The sequence below is a fragment of the Solidesulfovibrio sp. genome, assembly GCF_029978005.1.
Classification (GTDB): domain Bacteria; phylum Desulfobacterota; class Desulfovibrionia; order Desulfovibrionales; family Desulfovibrionaceae; genus Solidesulfovibrio.
The window spans coordinates 48339-64611 of record NZ_JARKOZ010000084.1 but is presented as its reverse complement, the minus strand read 5'-3'; the positions used below and the strand labels follow the sequence as shown (position 1 = coordinate 64611).

The following is a 16273-nucleotide window of genomic DNA, read 5'->3' as shown; positions in this document are numbered from 1 at the left end:
CGGCCGCGACGTCCAGCAGACGTTCCATGGCGGCATTCCAGGCCAACACCCGCAACGCGTTGTCCAGGGCGAAAAACCCGAGCGGGAGGCAGTCCAACAGTCGGCCGGCCGGTACCTGGATGTTTTCGCTCGTGTTCATGGTGCTGCGTCTGGTTGCGATGAGCCCCCGTCCCCTGGCCCGCTTGGCGGAGGGACTTGGCCTCGTCGGGGAATTCTCTAGCAAATGCAATGCCTCGATCGTTCGCGGCGGCGTTTCGTCCGCCTGTTTGGCCCGCTACGCCCCCTGACGGGGACCCGTCTGGAAATTTTACGGAAAATCCGAACGCCGCTTCCCCGGCGTGGGCCATTCCCGGCGACGACAGTGCCATGTCTGTCCCAGACAGCTTTTCTCTAAATGAAACAAAGTGGTAACACAAGTTTTTCCTTTCCTGGCAGTGCCAGAAAATGCCCACCTTTTTCCACGCCAAGGGCCCGTTTTCGGGAAACGGCTTTTTCTCCAGAGCAATACACTGGAATAAAACACTTTATTTTACAATTTCGGCAGGCATGGCCCTTGCTCTTCATGCTGCGACCTAGGCCTAGGCAAGGCAATGATCGTTTCGAAGAGCGTATCCACCATAACCTGCAAGGAAGGTGCTGCATGACTGAGCTCGATCTTCAGCGCAAGAAGAAGCTGGGCGACATCCTGGCGGAAAAGGGTCTCGGGATGAACTTCCAGTACGGAGGCAAGGCCCCCGAAGAGATCGTCGACCGGGAATTCCAGGACCTCAAGCCCCATCCCCGCGTCGAAAAGCTCTATGACCTGTATCTGAACACCCTGTCCTCGGTCAGCATGGAGTTCGGCTACTGGTACAACCGGACCTACGCCCAGCACGAGTACGAGATCCCGGTCTACCGCCGGGCCAAGGCCCTGGCCGTGGCCTTCGCCAAAACCACGCCGCTGATCATCCCGGGCGAGCTGATCGTGTGCTGCAAGGCCCGGTACTACCGCGGTTCCTTCCCCATGCCGCAGCTGTCCGAAGGCTTCTTCCTGGCCCACGAGGACGAGATGTACCAGGAGGCCCTCAAGCGCGGCGGCGAGTCCTCGGGCGAACTGTCTCGCGTGGGCGCGGGCGGCGGCAACGTCACCGAGAGCTTCGGCAAGATCGTCTCCATCGCCGGCAAGTTCGGCATCCGGGCCGAGGAAGTGCCGGCGCTCAATAAGATCGCCAAGGCCTGGTACAAGAAGTCCGTGGACGACCTCGGCAACCGCTGGGAGCGCGAGGTTCCGGAGTACGACCTCAAGGAAAAGATCATGCGCACCATGATCTGCATGTTCGACTCCGGCTACACCCTGCCCCAGGGCCGCGAGGTCATGAGCTACTACTATCCGTTGGAGTACGGCTTCGACGGGCTGCTCGCCATGTGCGAGGAGAAAAAGGCCGAGGTGGCCGGCAACGCCAGCGGCGACGGCATCAGCGGCATGGACCGCCTGTACTTCTACGCCTCCTGCATCGAGCTCATCAAGGGCATCCAGACCTGGATCGAGAACTACGCCAAGGAAGCCCGCCGCCTCAAGCAGTACACCCACGACCCGAAGCTGTTGGCCGACTACGACAAGATCAGCGCCTGCTGCGAGTGGATCGCCCACAAGCAGCCCCGCACCTTCTACGAAGCCATGCAGATGATCCAGTTCATGCACACCATCACCCTCAACGAGGACGCCCTGTCCGGCATGTCCCCGGGCCGCCTCGGCCAGGTGCTCTGGCCGTGGTTCGAGCAGGACGTCGCGGCCGGGCGCATCACCGAGGACGAAGCCCTGGAGTTGCTCGAACTGCAGCGGGTCAAGTTCACCTGCTTCGACGTGTTCGCCTCCTTCGGCGTGGTCGGCGGCGTGCTTTCGGGCAACACCTTCAACAACCTGGCCGTGGGCGGACTGACCCGCACCGGCGAGCCGGCGACCAACAGGCTTGAATACCTGATGATCCACGCCGGCATGACCATGCCCTGCCCCCAGCCGACCCTGTCCATCCTCTGGGACGAGAAGATTCCCGAGGACTTCGTGCTCAAGTGCGCCGAGTGCACCAAGATCGGCACCGGCTACCCGGCCTGGTTCAGCTTCCGCATGGGCACGGAGTTCATCTGGAACCACTACCAGAAGGAAGGCATGACCCTGGAGGAGGCCCGCTCCTACGCCATCGGCGGCTGCCTGGAAACCGCCCCGGCCGTGTGGAAGGTCCTGCACCTGGGCGGCAAGGAGTACGAAGTGCCGGCCGGGGCCAGCCAGCCCGCCGCCGTGGGCGTCCACTTCATCTCCAACCCGAAGATCCTGGAGATGGTGCTTTTCAACGGCTACGACAACCGGACGGGCATCCAGGTCTTCGAGCCGCACGGCAAGAAGCTGGAAAGCTTCGACGAGATCTGGGAAGTCTACAAGGACTACTACGCCAAGACCATCGACGTGCTGTGCAAGTGCAACAACATCCAGCACGACATCTGGCGCAAGAACAACATGTGCATCATCCAGTCGCTGTTCAAGCCCGATTGCCTCGACAAGGGCCATCACATCGGCGACATGGGCTACCGCTGGAACGGCACCTACAACATCGAGAGCTGCGGCACCATCAACATGGTCAACGCCTTCGTCGCCCTCGACAAGCTGGTCTTCCAGGACAAGAAGTACACCCTGGACGACTTCCGCAAGGCCATTCTGGCCAACTTCGGCTTCTACAAGGCCGACGAGATCGACAGCTTCTCCCTGGCCGAACAGGTGAAGAAGGACGACGGCGACGAATTCGACGCCATCCACGGCGACTGCCTCCAGGCGCCCAAGTACGGCAACGACGACATCGCCGCGGACAAGTACCTGATCCTCTGGGAGAAGTGGTTCACCAAGGTGGCCCATACCTTCGAGTCCCTGTTCGGCCTCGAACTCTACACCTGCCAGAACTCGGTCTCCACCCACGGCACCCAGGGCCGCGCCTGCCTGGCCACGCCCGACGGACGCCTCTACGGCACCACCTTCGCCGACGGCTCCATGTCCGCCTACCCGGGCACGGACCGCAACGGCCCCTACGCCCTGTTCAAGTCCGCGACCTGCTGGGACCAGTCCTGGTCGCAGAACTCGCAGATGAACATGAAGATCCACCCCCTGGCCATCAAGGGCGAAAACGGCACCCGTCACCTGGCCGACCTGATCAAGGCCTACCTGCGTCGCGGCGCGCACCACATCCAGTTCAACGTCTGCGACTCCAAGGTCATGCGCCAGGCCCAGGCCAATCCCGAGCAGCACCGCGACCTGCTGGTGCGCGTGGCGGGCTTTACCCAGTACTGGGTCGAAATCGGCAAGCACATCCAGGACGAAGTGATTGCCAGAACCGAATACGAATCCATCTAGGAGGCGCGAGATGTCCAACACGAAGGGAAGCAAACACGACGACTGCAAGAACTTCATTCCGGTCGACGCGGCCAAGGGACTGTGCGCCTGGACCAACGAGATGATCGCCATCGATTCGGAATGCTGCCCGAAGTTCGAAGAGCTGCCCAAGTGCAAGAACTGCAAGAGCTTCGTCGATCGGACCAAGGACGGACTCGGCAACTGCGTGGGGCTCGAGGACAAGAGCTTCTGGGCCTACGGCGAAATGCCCGCGGTCAACTGCCAGGGCTGGAACAACTAGGCCACGGACGGGAGACGCCGCGCAGCCCCGGTCGCGGGGCTGCGCCGCGGGAGCAGCCCCCCTTCGACAGGCGAGGCGCCCGGCGGGAGGTTTCGGGGGAAACCCTCCGCCAGCGGTTCCCACCCGGGAACAGGGCGCGGCGATCGGCGATCGGGCTGGCGCAGGAGCGAACGCCCCGTGCGGGCGGGAGGGGGTAAGCGCCCCGCGAACATGCGTCACCGGCTCTGCAAACTCCGGACAGGAGGGCGTTACCGCCCTCCTGTCCGTGTCAACGTCACGGGAGGATCGTTATGAAAGAGGGCCAAGGCTTGGTTTTCGACATCCAGAGCTTCTCGGTGCACGACGGTCCGGGCAGCCGGACGTTGGTCTTCCTGAGCGGCTGTCCTTTGCGCTGTCAGTGGTGCTCCAATCCCGAGGGCCTCGAACTGCGGCAACGCTTTCTTTTCAGCCAGGCCAAATGCAAATACGACAAAACAAACTGCAAGCGCTGCCTCAAAGCCTGCCCTTACGGGGCCATCCGCCCCAACGGCGACGGCAAGCTCCATTTCGACATGGCCCTTTGCGACAAATGCCCCAGCCACGACTGCGTGGATCGCTGCATCTACGAAGCCGCCCGCCTTTCCGGCAAATGGATGACCGACGATGAGGTCATGCGGGCCATCCTGCGCGACAGCCAGTTCTGGTCCCAGGGCGGCGGCGTCACCTTCAGCGGCGGCGAGGCCACTATGCAAAAGGACTTCCTGGTGCGCCTGCTGCGGCGCTGCAAGGAACAATCCGTGCACCGGGCCATCGAAACGACCGCGCACACCAAGACCAAGGACTTCCTGGAAATTTTCGACCTGATCAACTTCGCCCTCATCGACTGCAAGCACATGGACAGCGCCCGGCACAAGGAAAAGACGGGCGTGGGCAACGAGCTGATCCTGCACAACATCGCCACGCTGGCCAATTCGGGCTGGAAAGGCCGACTGGTCCTGCGCATCCCCGTCATCGAGGGGTTCAACGACGACGAAGAAAACATCCTACGGGTCATCGACTTCATGAACGCCAACAAGCTCTTCGAAGTCAACATCCTGCCCTTTCACCGCCTGGGCGACACGAAGTGGAGCCAACTCGGCCGCAGCTACCCCTACAAGGAGTTCGAACCCACGCCCAAGGACAGGATGCGGGCCATCCAGGACCTGTTCCTGGATCACGGCGTGGCCTGCTACGTGGACGAGGAACTGGCCTGAAGCCGTGGGAGCGACGCGACGCGCCGGCGTGACGCCGTCACGCGCAGGGACAGGACCGTCACGCCGCGTGACAGACGCCCCGTCCGGGACCGGACGGGGCGCGTCGCTCTCCCCTCCGCGCTCCGGGGTCTTGCGCCGAAATCGCGCCCCCGCGCCCCGGCAGGAACGTTCCTTGCTTTTCGAAATCGCTCGCTTCCGCTCCGGCCGCCGCCGGGCCGGCGCGTCCGGACGCCGGCCCGGCTCGCGGCCCATTGCCCACGATGCGAACACAAGGGGGACACCGTGTCGCGCCAAACCCGTCCCTGGCTCCTGCTGACCATCGCCTGCGTCGCCCAGTACCTCATTCCGGTCATGGTCACCGGCGTGGCCGTCATCCTGCCCTCGGCCGGCCGGGACCTCCACGCCTCGGCCCTGCAGCTCGGCCTGGTCGAGCAGACCTACGTCCTGGCCACGGCCGTTTCCATGCTCTTCTTCGGCCGCCTGGGCGACATCTTCGGCTGGCGGCGCATCTACATCGTCGGCTTCGTCTGCTTCTCCGCCACCACGGGCGTCCTGGGCCTGGCTCCGGACATCGAGACGCTCATCCTCGTGCGCGCCTTGCAAGGCCTGTCCGCCGCCTCCCTCCTCTCCGGCAGCGTGGCCCTGGTCTCTTTGGCCTATCCGCCCGACCGGCGCGGCAAGAAGATCGGCATCCTCCAGGCCTTCATCTACGGCGGCCTGTCCAGCGGCCCCCTGATCGGCGGGTTCGTCGCCTCGAGCCTTGGCTGGCGCTCCCTGTTCTGGCTGTTCGTGCCCTTCGGCCTGGCGGGGGCGGTCTTGTGCCTGGTCGGCCTGCACGTCGCGCCCACGGCCGGCCAGGGCCGGCGGACCGTGGACTGGAAGGGCGCGGCGCTCTACGCCCTGGGTCTGAGCCTGTTGGCCGGTGGGGCCTCCCATGCGGACAAGGGCCTGGCCGGCCTCCTGGCCGTGGTCCTCGGGGCCGCGATCCTGTGGGCCTTCTGCCGCCTCCAGTCCCGCACGGCCGCGCCCCTGCTCGACCTGCACGAGATCGTCCACAACCGGACCTTCGCCCTGAGCTGCCTGGCCGCCATGGGCAACTACGCCTCCACCTTCGGCCTGACCTTTTTCATGAGCCTCTATCTCCAGTATTCCATGAACCTTTCGCCCACCATGGCCGGAGTGGTCCTGCTGTGCATGCCCGTGACCCAGATGTTGGCATCGCCGTTCGTGGGGCGGCTCGCGGACAAGCGCTCCCCGGTCCCCCTGGCCACCTGCGGCATGGCCGTCACCTGCCTCGGCCTGGTGGCGGCCGCCGCCACCCTCGACGCGGCCATGCCCCTGCCGCTGCTCGTGGTCGAACTGCTTTGCATCGGCGCGGGCTACGGCATCTTCATTACCCCCAATACCATGATCATCATGGGCAGCGTGCCCAGGGAACGCTACGGCCTGGCCTCGGGCATGGTCGGCACCATGCGCACCCTGGGCATGGTGCTCAGCATGACCACCATCACCGTCCTGTTGTCCCTTTGTCTGTCCGGCCGGCCGGTCGGCCAGGAGACCATGCCTGCCTTTCTGGCCTGCATGCGCCTGGGGCTTTGCATCCTGGCCCTGTACTCCCTGCTCGGCATCGTGACGTCCTCGCGCCGGAGCCAGCCGGCCGACGGCGAGTCCTCCTCTTCCTCCCACCATGCAACCGCCAAGGCGTCCCGGGTGTCGTCGTGAAAAAAGATTGGTGGATCATCTGGGTGACCTTCGCCGTGGGCGTCATCGCCTCCTTCGTCCAATGCTCGGTCACGCCGCTGCTGCCGGTGCTCCAGGACCGCTTCCAGCTCTCCTACGCCAACGCCGGCATGCTCATGACCCTGTTCGCCCTGGCCGCGCTGGTCTTCGCCACGCCCTGCGGCCTGGTCATCCAGCGCTGCGGCGTCAGGCGGGTGGGATTGTGGGGGCTCTTGCTGCTCTGCTGCGGCCTGGGCCTGATCCTTCTGGCCACATGCCACTCCCTCTACCCGGTCTTCCTGGCCGGCCGGATCATCCAGGGCGTGGGCTTCGCCCTGGTGGCCGTGGCCGCGCCCTCGGCCATCGGGCAATTCGTGTCCAAGCCCCTGCTGCCCCTGGCCATGGGCATCTGGTCCACCTGGATCCCCTGCGGCAGCCTGCTCATGTTCTTCGCCGCGCCCCGGCTGCTCGATCACTATTCCCTGAGCGCCTATTGGCTGTTCCTGCTCCTGCTCGTGTGCCCGGGCATCGCCGCCTACGCCCTGGTCATCCCGTCCCACCGGCAAAGCGGCCTGGCCGAGGCCGCGCTGCCCAGCCGACAAGCCATCCTGGACGAGTTGGGCAACGCCAAGGTCTGGTTCGCGGCCGTCGCGTTCGCGGCCTACACCTTCGGCTTTTTCTCCCTGGTCACCTGGATCACGACCTATCTGAGCGAGAACATGGGCCAGTCGCTCCTCCAGGCCGCCGACGCCTCCATCCTCTATTGGCCCTTTTCCATCCTGAGCAACATCTACGGCGGCTTTTTCCTCAAGCGCTTCGGCCGCAGCAGGCTGCTTTTCGTGCTGCCGCCGGCGGGCCTGGCCGTGCTGTGGCCGCTTTTCGCCATCCCGTCCCTGGAGACGTTCTACGCCGTGCTCGTGGCCATGGGGCTCATCGCCGGCATCGTGCCCACCATCATCTTCGCCTCGGGTCCCATGCTGGCCAAACGGCCGGAAGGCATCGGCGTGGCCATGGCCGTCATCATCATCGGCGAAAATCTCGGCATCCTCATCGGGCCGGAGGTCTTCGGCATCCTGCGCCAGCTCTCCGGCGGCTTCACCCTGGGCTTTTCCGCCCTGTCCCTGGGCGCGCTGCTGCAGATCCTCATGCTCTACAAGATCTGGAAAACAGGCGTGTTCGACCGGCCCCGGCCGGCCGGCGAACGGGCCGACTGAGCCCGGCCGCGCCCCCGCGCCCGTCCTTGCCTGCCGGGCGCGGCCTCGCCGTCGCGCCCGGCCACGGCACACGGCCTCTTGCCGCAGCCGCGCCCGGCATCCCGGCAAAGAGGGACCGACAGTCCTCCAGTGCAGCCGCGCGGACAAGCCGCATCCGGTGCGGAGGGGGAAGCGTGGCGCAGCAAAACCGCTTCCGTCGTGGCCGCGCGCCGAGCCGCCGCGCCCTCCCCGGCCCCCGTTCGTCCTTGCTCCCCGCAATGCGGGAAAGCCGGCGCAAGCGCCCTCCCGGCCCCCCACCGCTTTCGCCTCGCCACCTTCAGAACCGCCCTTCCTTGCCGTCGCGCCCGGCCGCAAGCCGGCCAGGGTATAACTCATCGCCAGCACCGATTTTTTCGCGCCCCGGAAGCCCCCTGGAACGCCGGCTGGGCCAAGCCCCGCCCAAGCAGTGCCAAATCCGCCCATTCCCGCGCACGCGCCCTGGCCCGGCGCAACAAGGCGGCAGGCCGATACGGTTGGGCCAAGCTTGGCATGACCGGGAACGGCCAGCCGCCCCCATGGACCGGCCCGAGCGAACAAAATCAATCAACATACTGAAAATTAAAAATAATTTGCGAAATAATCTCCAGGCATGCGCCTTGCTCTTCGTCCACTGCACAGGAACCGAGTTCAGGCAGGCAGCGCAAGCAACCGATCGGCTGCCGCCGTGGACCCGGACGCATGAATCATGGCCGTGGCCTCACGAAAGCCACGACGCGACCGTACCGGCCGGCGGCCTTGAAAACAAAAACGGTATCGCTCTCGCCCGATCGCCCGACTGCGTCGTTTCCCCCGGCGACGCAGCGCACGAGGCAGTGGATTTTCTGGAACAACGCAGGTCAGGCTGACAATGCCGGACGCAACATCCCTAACGAGGATCTCCATGAGCAACCCAGACGCAGCGAAACAGCGACTCTACGGCCACCTGGTCGTAGCCGCCTCGTTTCTGGCCGTGTTCGTGCTTTTCGGATACCGTTCCACCTTCGCCATACTGAAGGACCCGATGCTCAAGGACATGGGCTGGACCAACGCCCAGACGACCATCGGTTATTCCATCATGATGACGATCTATGCCATATCGGCGTTTTTCTGCGGCATGATCCTGGACAAATGGGGCACCAAGCCCGTGTTCGCCATCTCGGCCGTCCTGGGAGCCCTGGGCTTTTACGTGACCGGCCAAATCACCAGCATGCCCGCCTACATCCTGGCCTACGGCCTGTTCGGCGGCATCGCCACGGGCATGTTGTGGGTGACGTCCACCATCTCCGTGCGCAAGTGGTACGTCGGCAAGAGCTACGCCACCATGTGGGGCTTCGCCTTCGCCGGCGCCCCGCTGGGCCAGCTCATCCTGACCTACTTCATCAAGAACGCGCTCTCGGAAGGCACCTCGTGGCGGTCCATCTACGAAGGCCTCGGCTATACGACCTTCGTCGTCCTGGCCATCGCCTTCTTCCTGGCCAAGCGCGGCCCCGAGTCCTACGGCCTGCACGCCGACGGCGCCATGCCCGCGGCGGGTGGCGCGGCTCCGGCCAAGGAATACGAGTGGACCATCGGCCAGGCCTTCAGCTCCTACCCCATCTGGGGCGCGATCCTCACCTTCGTGTTCAGCGTGCTGGCCGAGTTCCTGGTCTGGACGCAGGTGGTCAGCTACTGGCGCGTGGACCTCGGCATGGACATCAGCACGGCTTCGTACATGTACATGGTCATCGGCGTGGTCGGCATCTTCAGCATGCCCATCATGGGCATCGTGGCCGACTATACCGTCAAGGTCACGGGCTACGAACCGCTGGGCCGCAAGCGCATGCTCCAGCTCGGCCCCTCCATCGGCATCGTCGCCTGCGTCCTGCTCTTCCTCCAGCGCCAGTCCCTGTGGATCGGCGTGGTGTCCTGCGTGCTCTTCGCCGTCTACTGGGCCATCGTGCCGGGCGGCGTCGTCGGCTACAGCGGCTCGCTCTACGGCCGCAAGACCCTCGGCAAGATCTGGGGCCTGGCCACGCTGATCGTCATGGGCACCGGGCCGTTCACCGGTTCCTTCCTCGGCGGCTACCTCAAGGACGTCACGGGCAGCTACACGGCCTCCCTGGCCGTGGCCCTGGTGTCCTTCCTGCTGTCGCTGATCTTCGCCACCTCCTTGCCGCTGAGGCTCCTCAACCCCGAAGAGCGTCGCCTGGCCGCGCCCGCGGCGGCGACCACCTAGTCCCGCCACCCTCGGGGCTGGGCCGGACGACGCGGAGCCATGCCGCGTCACGGCCACCGGCCCAGCCCATTGCCGGCGGCTTTTCGCACTGCGGGAAGCCGCCTTTTTTGCGCCCCAGCCGCCGGCATCGGCCAACACGGCCGCAACGGCTTCGCACCCGCCAGCGCGCGGGTCAGGGCAGGCGCGCAATGGGACAAACTCGTCAACCGAAAACACATCTTTAATTACGGGATGTTACTGAAAACAGCTTCATTGCGCGGGACGCGGTTGGCCGGAGATCCCTGTAAAAGAGCCCGCTTTCGTCCACCCTCCCCCGCAGCAACGATGATTCGGGCATGGCATGTGACTTGCTTCGACAGCACAATCCCAATCCAACTATGGTCATACGGACGCCACGCTATGAAAATGCTCATCCTCCTCGGACTGCTCAGCGGCCTGCCCGCCCTTTCCACGGACATGTACCTGCCGGCCATCCCGACCCTGCAAACCCTGTGGGGCATTTCACTGGCCGAGGCCAACATCTCCGTGGTGGCCTTCTTCATCTGCTTCAGCCTCTGCCTGCTGGTGCACGGCCCCCTGTCCGACCGCATCGGCCGCAGACCGGTACTGCTCTGGGGGCTTGGCCTGTACGTGGCCAGTTGCTTCGCCTGCGCCTTGGCCGACTCCATCTGGGTGCTCATCGCCGGTCGGGCAACCCAGGCCGTGGGCGCGGCGGCGGCCGCCGCCCTGTCCCTGGCCCTGGCCAAGGACCTGTACAGCGGCGTCAGGCGGCAGCGGGTCCTGGCCTCCATCGGCGTCATCATGCCCCTTTGCCCCATGATCGCGCCCATGATCGGCGGCGAGCTGCTGCTCGTCATGTCCTGGCGGGGCATCTTCGTCTGTCAGGGAGCGACGGGGCTGTTGGTCTTTCTCGGCTGCCTGGGGCTCGAAGAGCCCCTGGACAGTTTCACCTCCGGCGGATTCTGGCCGGTGATCAAGCGCTACGGGGTGCTTTTCCGCAACACCCGCTTCATCATGCTCAACTTCGCCCTCACCTTCATGGGGCTTGGCTATTTCGGCTTCGTGGGCGGCTCGTCGTCGATCTACATCAACGGTTTCGGCGTCAGCGAACAGGCCTACGGCTTCCTGTTCGGGCTCAACGGGTTCGCCATCATGGCCGGTTCGCTCCTGAGCGCCCGCCTGTGCGCCAGCGTCACCGCCACGGCGCTGTTGCGCTGCTCCCTGGCGGGCATGGCGGCGGCCTCCACGGTGCTGGCGGCGACCGGCGGCCCCAACCCCACGGCCGTGGCCCTTTGCATGTTCGGCATCACCGTTTTTTACGGCATGAGCCGTCCGATCAGCAATCACCTGCTCCTGGAACTGGTCCAGCAGGACGTGGGCGCGGCCGCGGCGCTGATGACCTTTTCCCTGTTCGTCTGGGGGGCGGTGGCCATGCTGGTCATTTCCTGCAACTGGGAGTCCAAGGCCGGCATGCTCGGTTGGCTGGGGGTGCTGGGAGCCGGGGTGCCCCTTCTGGCGGTGCTGGCCATGCGCCGTCCCTGCGCGGAGCCGGCTGCGGACGTCGACGGCTAGGGTGACGTCCCTGAAAAGACGATAGTATTTTTGGAAAAACCATGACCGCTGCAGCACGTCATCCATGGAATACAGATGCCTGTATTTCGTGGACGTGACACAAGCGCCGCGCGCCCGGCGAGGGGGCCCGCGCCGCGAGCACCCGGCGGATGCCGGGCGGGCGCAAAAAAGGATGGCAACATAGCCATCCTTTTTTGCGTATGCGAAACCATGCAAGGGGTCCGGCCCGCCTTCCCCGGGGCCTATCCGACCCGGCCGCGAGGCGACCTCCGGCGGACGCGCAACCCTGACGGGGGGATGAGTGACTTAGGGGCTGGAGAGGAAGGGCAGAAGCTACAAGGCCGGGACAGGGCCGGGACAGATTCTGTCCCGGAAGTTTCTTTTGTGAAGGGTGAGAATTGTAAATATGAATGAAATCAGCTTGGTGCGAGAGGGGGGGCTCGAACCCCCATGCCTTGCGGCGCCAGATCCTAAGTCTGGTGCGTCTCCCAGTTCCGCCACTCTCGCACGGTCCGTCGTCGACGGGCGAATTTTCTTACGCGAAAGCGGGCCAGGCCACAATCATGGAAACCGTCGGCTGGCGAAAAACGCCGCCTGACCGGCCCGTTCAGGCTTTTCCCAGAAACGGTGCGAGGTGGTTGACCGGGCCGTCGCCGCCGCCCAGATCCCAGGCCGTTTCCAGGGCCAGCTGCAGATAGTCCCGGCCGGAGGCGACCGCCTCTTCCAGAGGCTCGCCCAGACTCAAGTGGGCCGCGATGGCCGCGGAGAGCGTGCAGCCCGTACCGTGGGTGTTGCGCGTGGCCACCCTCGGCCGAGCGTATTCCCGCACCAGGCCCTGACGGGTGAGGAGCACGTCCACGACCGCCTCGCCCGTCTGCCCCGAATCGGGCTCGAAATGCCCGCCCTTGACGAGCACCGCCCCCGCGCCGAGGTCGAGCAGTCGCCGCCCCGCTTCCATGGCGTCCTCGCGCGTGACGATGGCCATGTCGGCAAGGGCCTCGGCCTCCAGACGGTTGGGGGTGAGCAGGTCGGCCAGGGGCAACATGCAGGAGGTCAGCGCCGCCATGGCCTCGGGCAAAAGGAGCCTGGCCCCGGACTGGGCCACGCACACCGGATCGACCACCAGGGGAAAGTTCTTGCCGGCCAGCCCCCCGGCCACGGCCTCGATGATGGGAGCGGAAAAGAGCATGCCCGTCTTGGCCGCCCGGACGGGGAAATCCGAAAGCACCACGCGCAGTTGCTCGGCCACGAAGCCGGGCGTGGGGGCCTCGATGGCCGTGACGGCCCGGGTGTTCTGGGCGGTCAGGGCGGTGACCACGGAAAGGCCGTAGCAGCCCTGCATCATGAAGGTCTTGAGGTCGGCCTGGATGCCGGCCCCACCGCCGCTGTCGGACCCGGCCACGGTGAGCACACATGGCGGATGCATGGAGGACCTCCTCAGGCTTCTTCCAAGGCCTCTTCGCTGTGGCGTATCTTGCGCAGGCTCAGCCCGCTCTTGCCGAGGACCAAAAGCCCGGCCACGGTCACCGGGATGTACTGCACCATGTGCAGCACCAGCCCGGCGGCCAGGGCCTGGGAGCGGTCCACGCCGAAAAGCCCCAGGGAAAAGACCACCGCCGCCTCGAAGACGCCGAGGGCCCCCGGAGAGGACGGCATGGCCATGCCGAGCGAGGAAATGACGAAGACCGCTGCGGCGTGGCCGAAGGAAATCGGCATCTTGGCCACCCACATGAGCACCAGGAAGGTGGAGCTGGCGTAAAAGACCCAGCAGACCGCGGTGTACAGGCCAAGCAGGATCATAAACGACGGGGTCACGCCGTGGAGCACCTGCAGCTTCAGTTCGGCCAAAAACTCGGCCAGCCGGTTGGACGGCATCTTGTCGATGATGCGGCCGACGAAGTCCGGATAGGTGCGCACGACCCAAAGGGCCGCCCATATGCCGCCCACGGCCGCGGCCAGGGGCACGAAGGCCATCTTGAGCTTGAAGTGGAAAGCCACGACCAGGCCCATGGCCAGGATGGCGTTGAGGTCGAAAAAGCGCTCCCAGAAGACCATGGTGATGCTGCGCGACAGCGAAAAGCGGCATTCCCGGCGCAGGTAGAAGGCCTTGGCCAGCTCGCCGAGCTTGGCCGGCACGATGTTGTTGACGGCCATGGACATCAAAAACGCCTTGAAGCACAGCCAATTGCCCGCCACGAAACCGGAAAGGAAATTGAGCCGCAGGGCCATGACGGCGTAGCCGAAGAAGGAAAAGGCGGTCGTCCAGAAAAGGGCCAGATCATCGTAACGCAGGAGCGTGTCCCACAACTGGCTGAAATCGATGCCCCAGAAGGCGTAGACCAGGCAACCGCCGACGAGGAGGAGGCGCGCCAGCAGACCGGCGGCTTTTTTCATGAGCATGTCGAATCGTCCCGGAAAGCGGCCCCGTCGTGGCCGGCCGTGCAGCTACAGCGCATTGAAGAGCTCCCGAAGCCGATGGTTGAGATGGGTGTAGCGCCTGTCCCCGCCGGCGTTTCGCAGGCCGAGCATGAGGGCCCGCCGGCTGCCTATGATGACGGCCAGGCGTCTGGCCCTGGTCAGGGCGGTGTAGATCAGGTTGCGGCGCAACATGACGTAGTGTTGTGTCAAAATGGGGACGACCACGGCCGGATATTCGCTTCCCTGGGATTTGTGGATGCTCACGGCATAGGCCGGGGCCAGTTCGTCCAGTTCGGTGCGGTCGTAGGCCACGCTTCTGCCGTCGAAGGAGACCACCACCTCGCCCTCGCCGGGGTCGACCTCCACGATGTGGCCGAGATCGCCGTTGAAGACGTCCTTTTCATAATCGTTTTTGGTCTGCAACACCCGGTCGTTCTGGCGAAACCGCACCATGCCGCGCGCGACCTCCGGGCCCTTGGGATTGAGGCGCTCGCGCAGGGCCTCGTTGAGCGACTGGGTGCCGGCCTCGCCCTTGTGCATGGGCGAGAGCACCTGGACGTCGCGCATGGGGTCGAGGCCGTAGACCTCGGGGATGCGTTCGCAGACCAGGGCCGCGATCATGTCGCGCACCGTGGCCGGGTCGTCCTGCTCCACCCAGAAAAAATCCGCCTCCGGGGGCGGCCTGTCCGCGGCCTGGGGAAACTGCCCCTGGTTGACCCGGTGGGCGTTGACCACGATCATGCTCTGCTGGGCCTGGCGGAAGATCCGGCTCAGGCGGGCGCTGGCCACGGCCTGGCTGGCCAGCACGTCGGCCAGGACGTTGCCCGCGCCGACGGACGGCAACTGGTCGGCGTCGCCGACGAGCACGAGCCGGGCCGGGGCCGGCATGGCCCGCAGCATGTGGGCGCAGAGCCTGGCGTCGAGCATGCTGACCTCGTCCACGAGCAGCACGTCGGTCTTGAGTTTGTTGTCCTCGCACAAGGCGAAGCTGCCGTCCGGCGTGGATTGCAGCAGGCGGTGCAGCGTCGCCGCCGGCCAGCCCGTGGCCTCGGCCAGCCGCTTGGCCGCCCGGCCCGTCGGCGCGGCAAGTTTGACTTTTAAGCCCAGCTTGTCAAGGGCGGCCACCACCATGCGGGTGATGGTGGTCTTGCCCGTGCCCGGGCCGCCGGTGATGACGAAGACCTTCTCGGCGCAGGCGTCCACGGCGGCCTGGCGCTGTTCGGGCGAAAGCTGGATGCGCGCCTCGGATTCCAGGGCCGGCAGGAGCTTTTCCACCTTGCCGCGCAGGTCCGCGCCGGGGTGGGTGGCCAGGTCGTGCAGCCGGCGGGCGATCTCCACCTCCAGGGCGTAGTTGTGGCGCAGGTACACGGCGGATTCGACGCCCTGGGCGGGCAAGGCCTCGACCTTGACCCGCTTGAGGGTCTCCAGGTCGCCCAGGGCCTCGTCCAGGCGCTCCGGGGCCACGCCCTCGATCATGGCGGCAGTCTTTTCGAAGAGCACGTCGCGCGGCACGAACATGTGCCCCTGCTCGCCCATGGTGAAGAGCATGTAGACCAGGGCGGCTTGCAGGCGTTCGGGGCTGTCCGGGGCGAACCCCAGGCGCAACGCCATGGCGTCGGCGGTCTTAAACGCGATGCCGCGTATCTCGTAGGCCAACTCGTAGGGATTGGCCCGGATGCGGGCCTCGGCGCTGTTGCCGTAGAGCTTGAAGATCTTGCCGGCGTGGGTGGTGGCGATCTCGTGGGTCTGCAGGAACAGCATGAGCGAACGCACCTCGTGCTGCGCATTCCACGAGGCCACGATCTCCTTGAGCTTCTTTTTGCCGAGCCCTTCCACGGAAAGCAGTTTTTCCGGCTCGCTGTCGAGGATGTCGAGCACCTTCTCGCCGAAGGCGTCCACCATGCGCGTGGCCAGCACCCCGCCCACGCCCTTGATCATGCCCGAGGCCAGGTAGCGGCGGATGCCGTTGACCGTGGCCGGCATCTCCCGGTCGAAGGTGGCCACCTGGAACTGGCGGCCGTACTTGGGATGGGTGGCCCAGGAGCCGGTCAGGCGCAGCATCTCCCCGGGAGTCACCCGGTCCACGTAGCCGACGATGGAAAACGGCCCGGGCTCGTCCTTGGACCGGACCTTGGCGATGAGGTAGTTCGACCCTTCGTTGAAGAAGGTGACGGTCTGCACCTCGGCGGAGATTTCGGTCGTTTTCGCCTCGTCGGCCATGACGCGATG

Annotated in this window: 11 protein-coding genes and 1 tRNA gene; 8 read left to right on the top strand and 4 right to left on the bottom strand. The window is 65.4% G+C overall.

Translation table 11 applies throughout. The annotated features are described in order from the left end of the window. Positions 1 to 640 precede the first annotated feature (640 nt). From hpdB to Q1K70_RS10085, 8 genes are all read left to right on the top strand, one after another. On the top strand, positions 641 to 3376 hold the full coding sequence (hpdB, locus tag Q1K70_RS10120) for a 4-hydroxyphenylacetate decarboxylase large subunit (protein WP_300158627.1): 2736 nt from the start codon (positions 641 to 643) through the stop codon (positions 3374 to 3376). Between the two features lie 10 nt (positions 3377 to 3386). After that, positions 3387 to 3656 carry a 4-hydroxyphenylacetate decarboxylase small subunit gene (gene hpdC, locus Q1K70_RS10115; protein ID WP_300158624.1) on the top strand — a complete coding sequence of 90 codons (270 nt, stop codon included), beginning with the start codon at positions 3387 to 3389 and terminating at the stop codon, positions 3654 to 3656. Positions 3657 to 3946: 290 nt separating this feature from the next. After that, positions 3947 to 4888 (top strand): 4-hydroxyphenylacetate decarboxylase activase, encoded by a 942-nt coding sequence (gene hpdA, locus Q1K70_RS10110; protein ID WP_300158621.1) that lies wholly within the window; start codon positions 3947 to 3949, stop codon positions 4886 to 4888. Positions 4889 to 5170: 282 nt separating this feature from the next. After that, the gene (locus tag Q1K70_RS10105) at positions 5171 to 6610 is read left to right on the top strand and encodes an MFS transporter (protein ID WP_300158618.1); all 1440 of its coding nucleotides are present in this window, start codon (positions 5171 to 5173) and stop codon (positions 6608 to 6610) included. Then, the gene (locus tag Q1K70_RS10100) at positions 6607 to 7821 is read left to right on the top strand and encodes an MFS transporter (protein WP_300158613.1); all 1215 of its coding nucleotides are present in this window, start codon (positions 6607 to 6609) and stop codon (positions 7819 to 7821) included. The genes Q1K70_RS10105 and Q1K70_RS10100 overlap by 4 nt, the downstream gene beginning before the upstream one ends. Positions 7822 to 8375: 554 nt before the next feature. After that, positions 8376 to 8705: a hypothetical protein gene (locus tag Q1K70_RS10095; RefSeq protein ID WP_300158610.1), complete on the top strand. Its 330-nt coding sequence runs from the start codon at positions 8376 to 8378 to the stop codon at positions 8703 to 8705. Positions 8706 to 8740: 35 nt separating this feature from the next. Continuing rightward, positions 8741 to 10054, top strand: a complete 1314-nt coding sequence (locus Q1K70_RS10090; protein ID WP_300158607.1) for an MFS transporter — start codon at positions 8741 to 8743, stop codon at positions 10052 to 10054. A 399-nt stretch (positions 10055 to 10453) separates the two neighbouring features. Beyond that, positions 10454 to 11626, top strand: coding sequence for an MFS transporter (locus Q1K70_RS10085; RefSeq protein ID WP_300158604.1), 1173 nt, complete (start codon positions 10454 to 10456; stop codon positions 11624 to 11626). A gap of 422 nt (positions 11627 to 12048) precedes the next feature. Here Q1K70_RS10085 and Q1K70_RS10080 read toward each other — a convergent pair. The 4 genes from Q1K70_RS10080 to Q1K70_RS10065 all read right to left on the bottom strand — a co-directional run bounded on the left by Q1K70_RS10080 (position 12049) and on the right by Q1K70_RS10065 (position 16264). Next, a tRNA-Leu gene (locus Q1K70_RS10080) sits at positions 12049 to 12133 on the bottom strand. Positions 12134 to 12233: 100 nt separating this feature from the next. After that, the gene (gene thiD / locus Q1K70_RS10075; RefSeq protein WP_300158601.1) at positions 12234 to 13052 is read right to left on the bottom strand and encodes a bifunctional hydroxymethylpyrimidine kinase/phosphomethylpyrimidine kinase; all 819 of its coding nucleotides are present in this window, start codon (positions 13050 to 13052) and stop codon (positions 12234 to 12236) included. 11 nt (positions 13053 to 13063) lie between these two features. Then, positions 13064 to 14026 (bottom strand): lysylphosphatidylglycerol synthase transmembrane domain-containing protein, encoded by a 963-nt coding sequence (locus Q1K70_RS10070; protein ID WP_300158598.1) that lies wholly within the window; start codon positions 14024 to 14026, stop codon positions 13064 to 13066. A gap of 45 nt (positions 14027 to 14071) precedes the next feature. Further along, entirely contained in the window at positions 14072 to 16264 is a 2193-nt protein-coding gene (locus Q1K70_RS10065; RefSeq protein ID WP_300158595.1) for an ATP-dependent RecD-like DNA helicase, read from the bottom strand. Between the last annotated feature and the right edge of the window lie 9 nt (positions 16265 to 16273).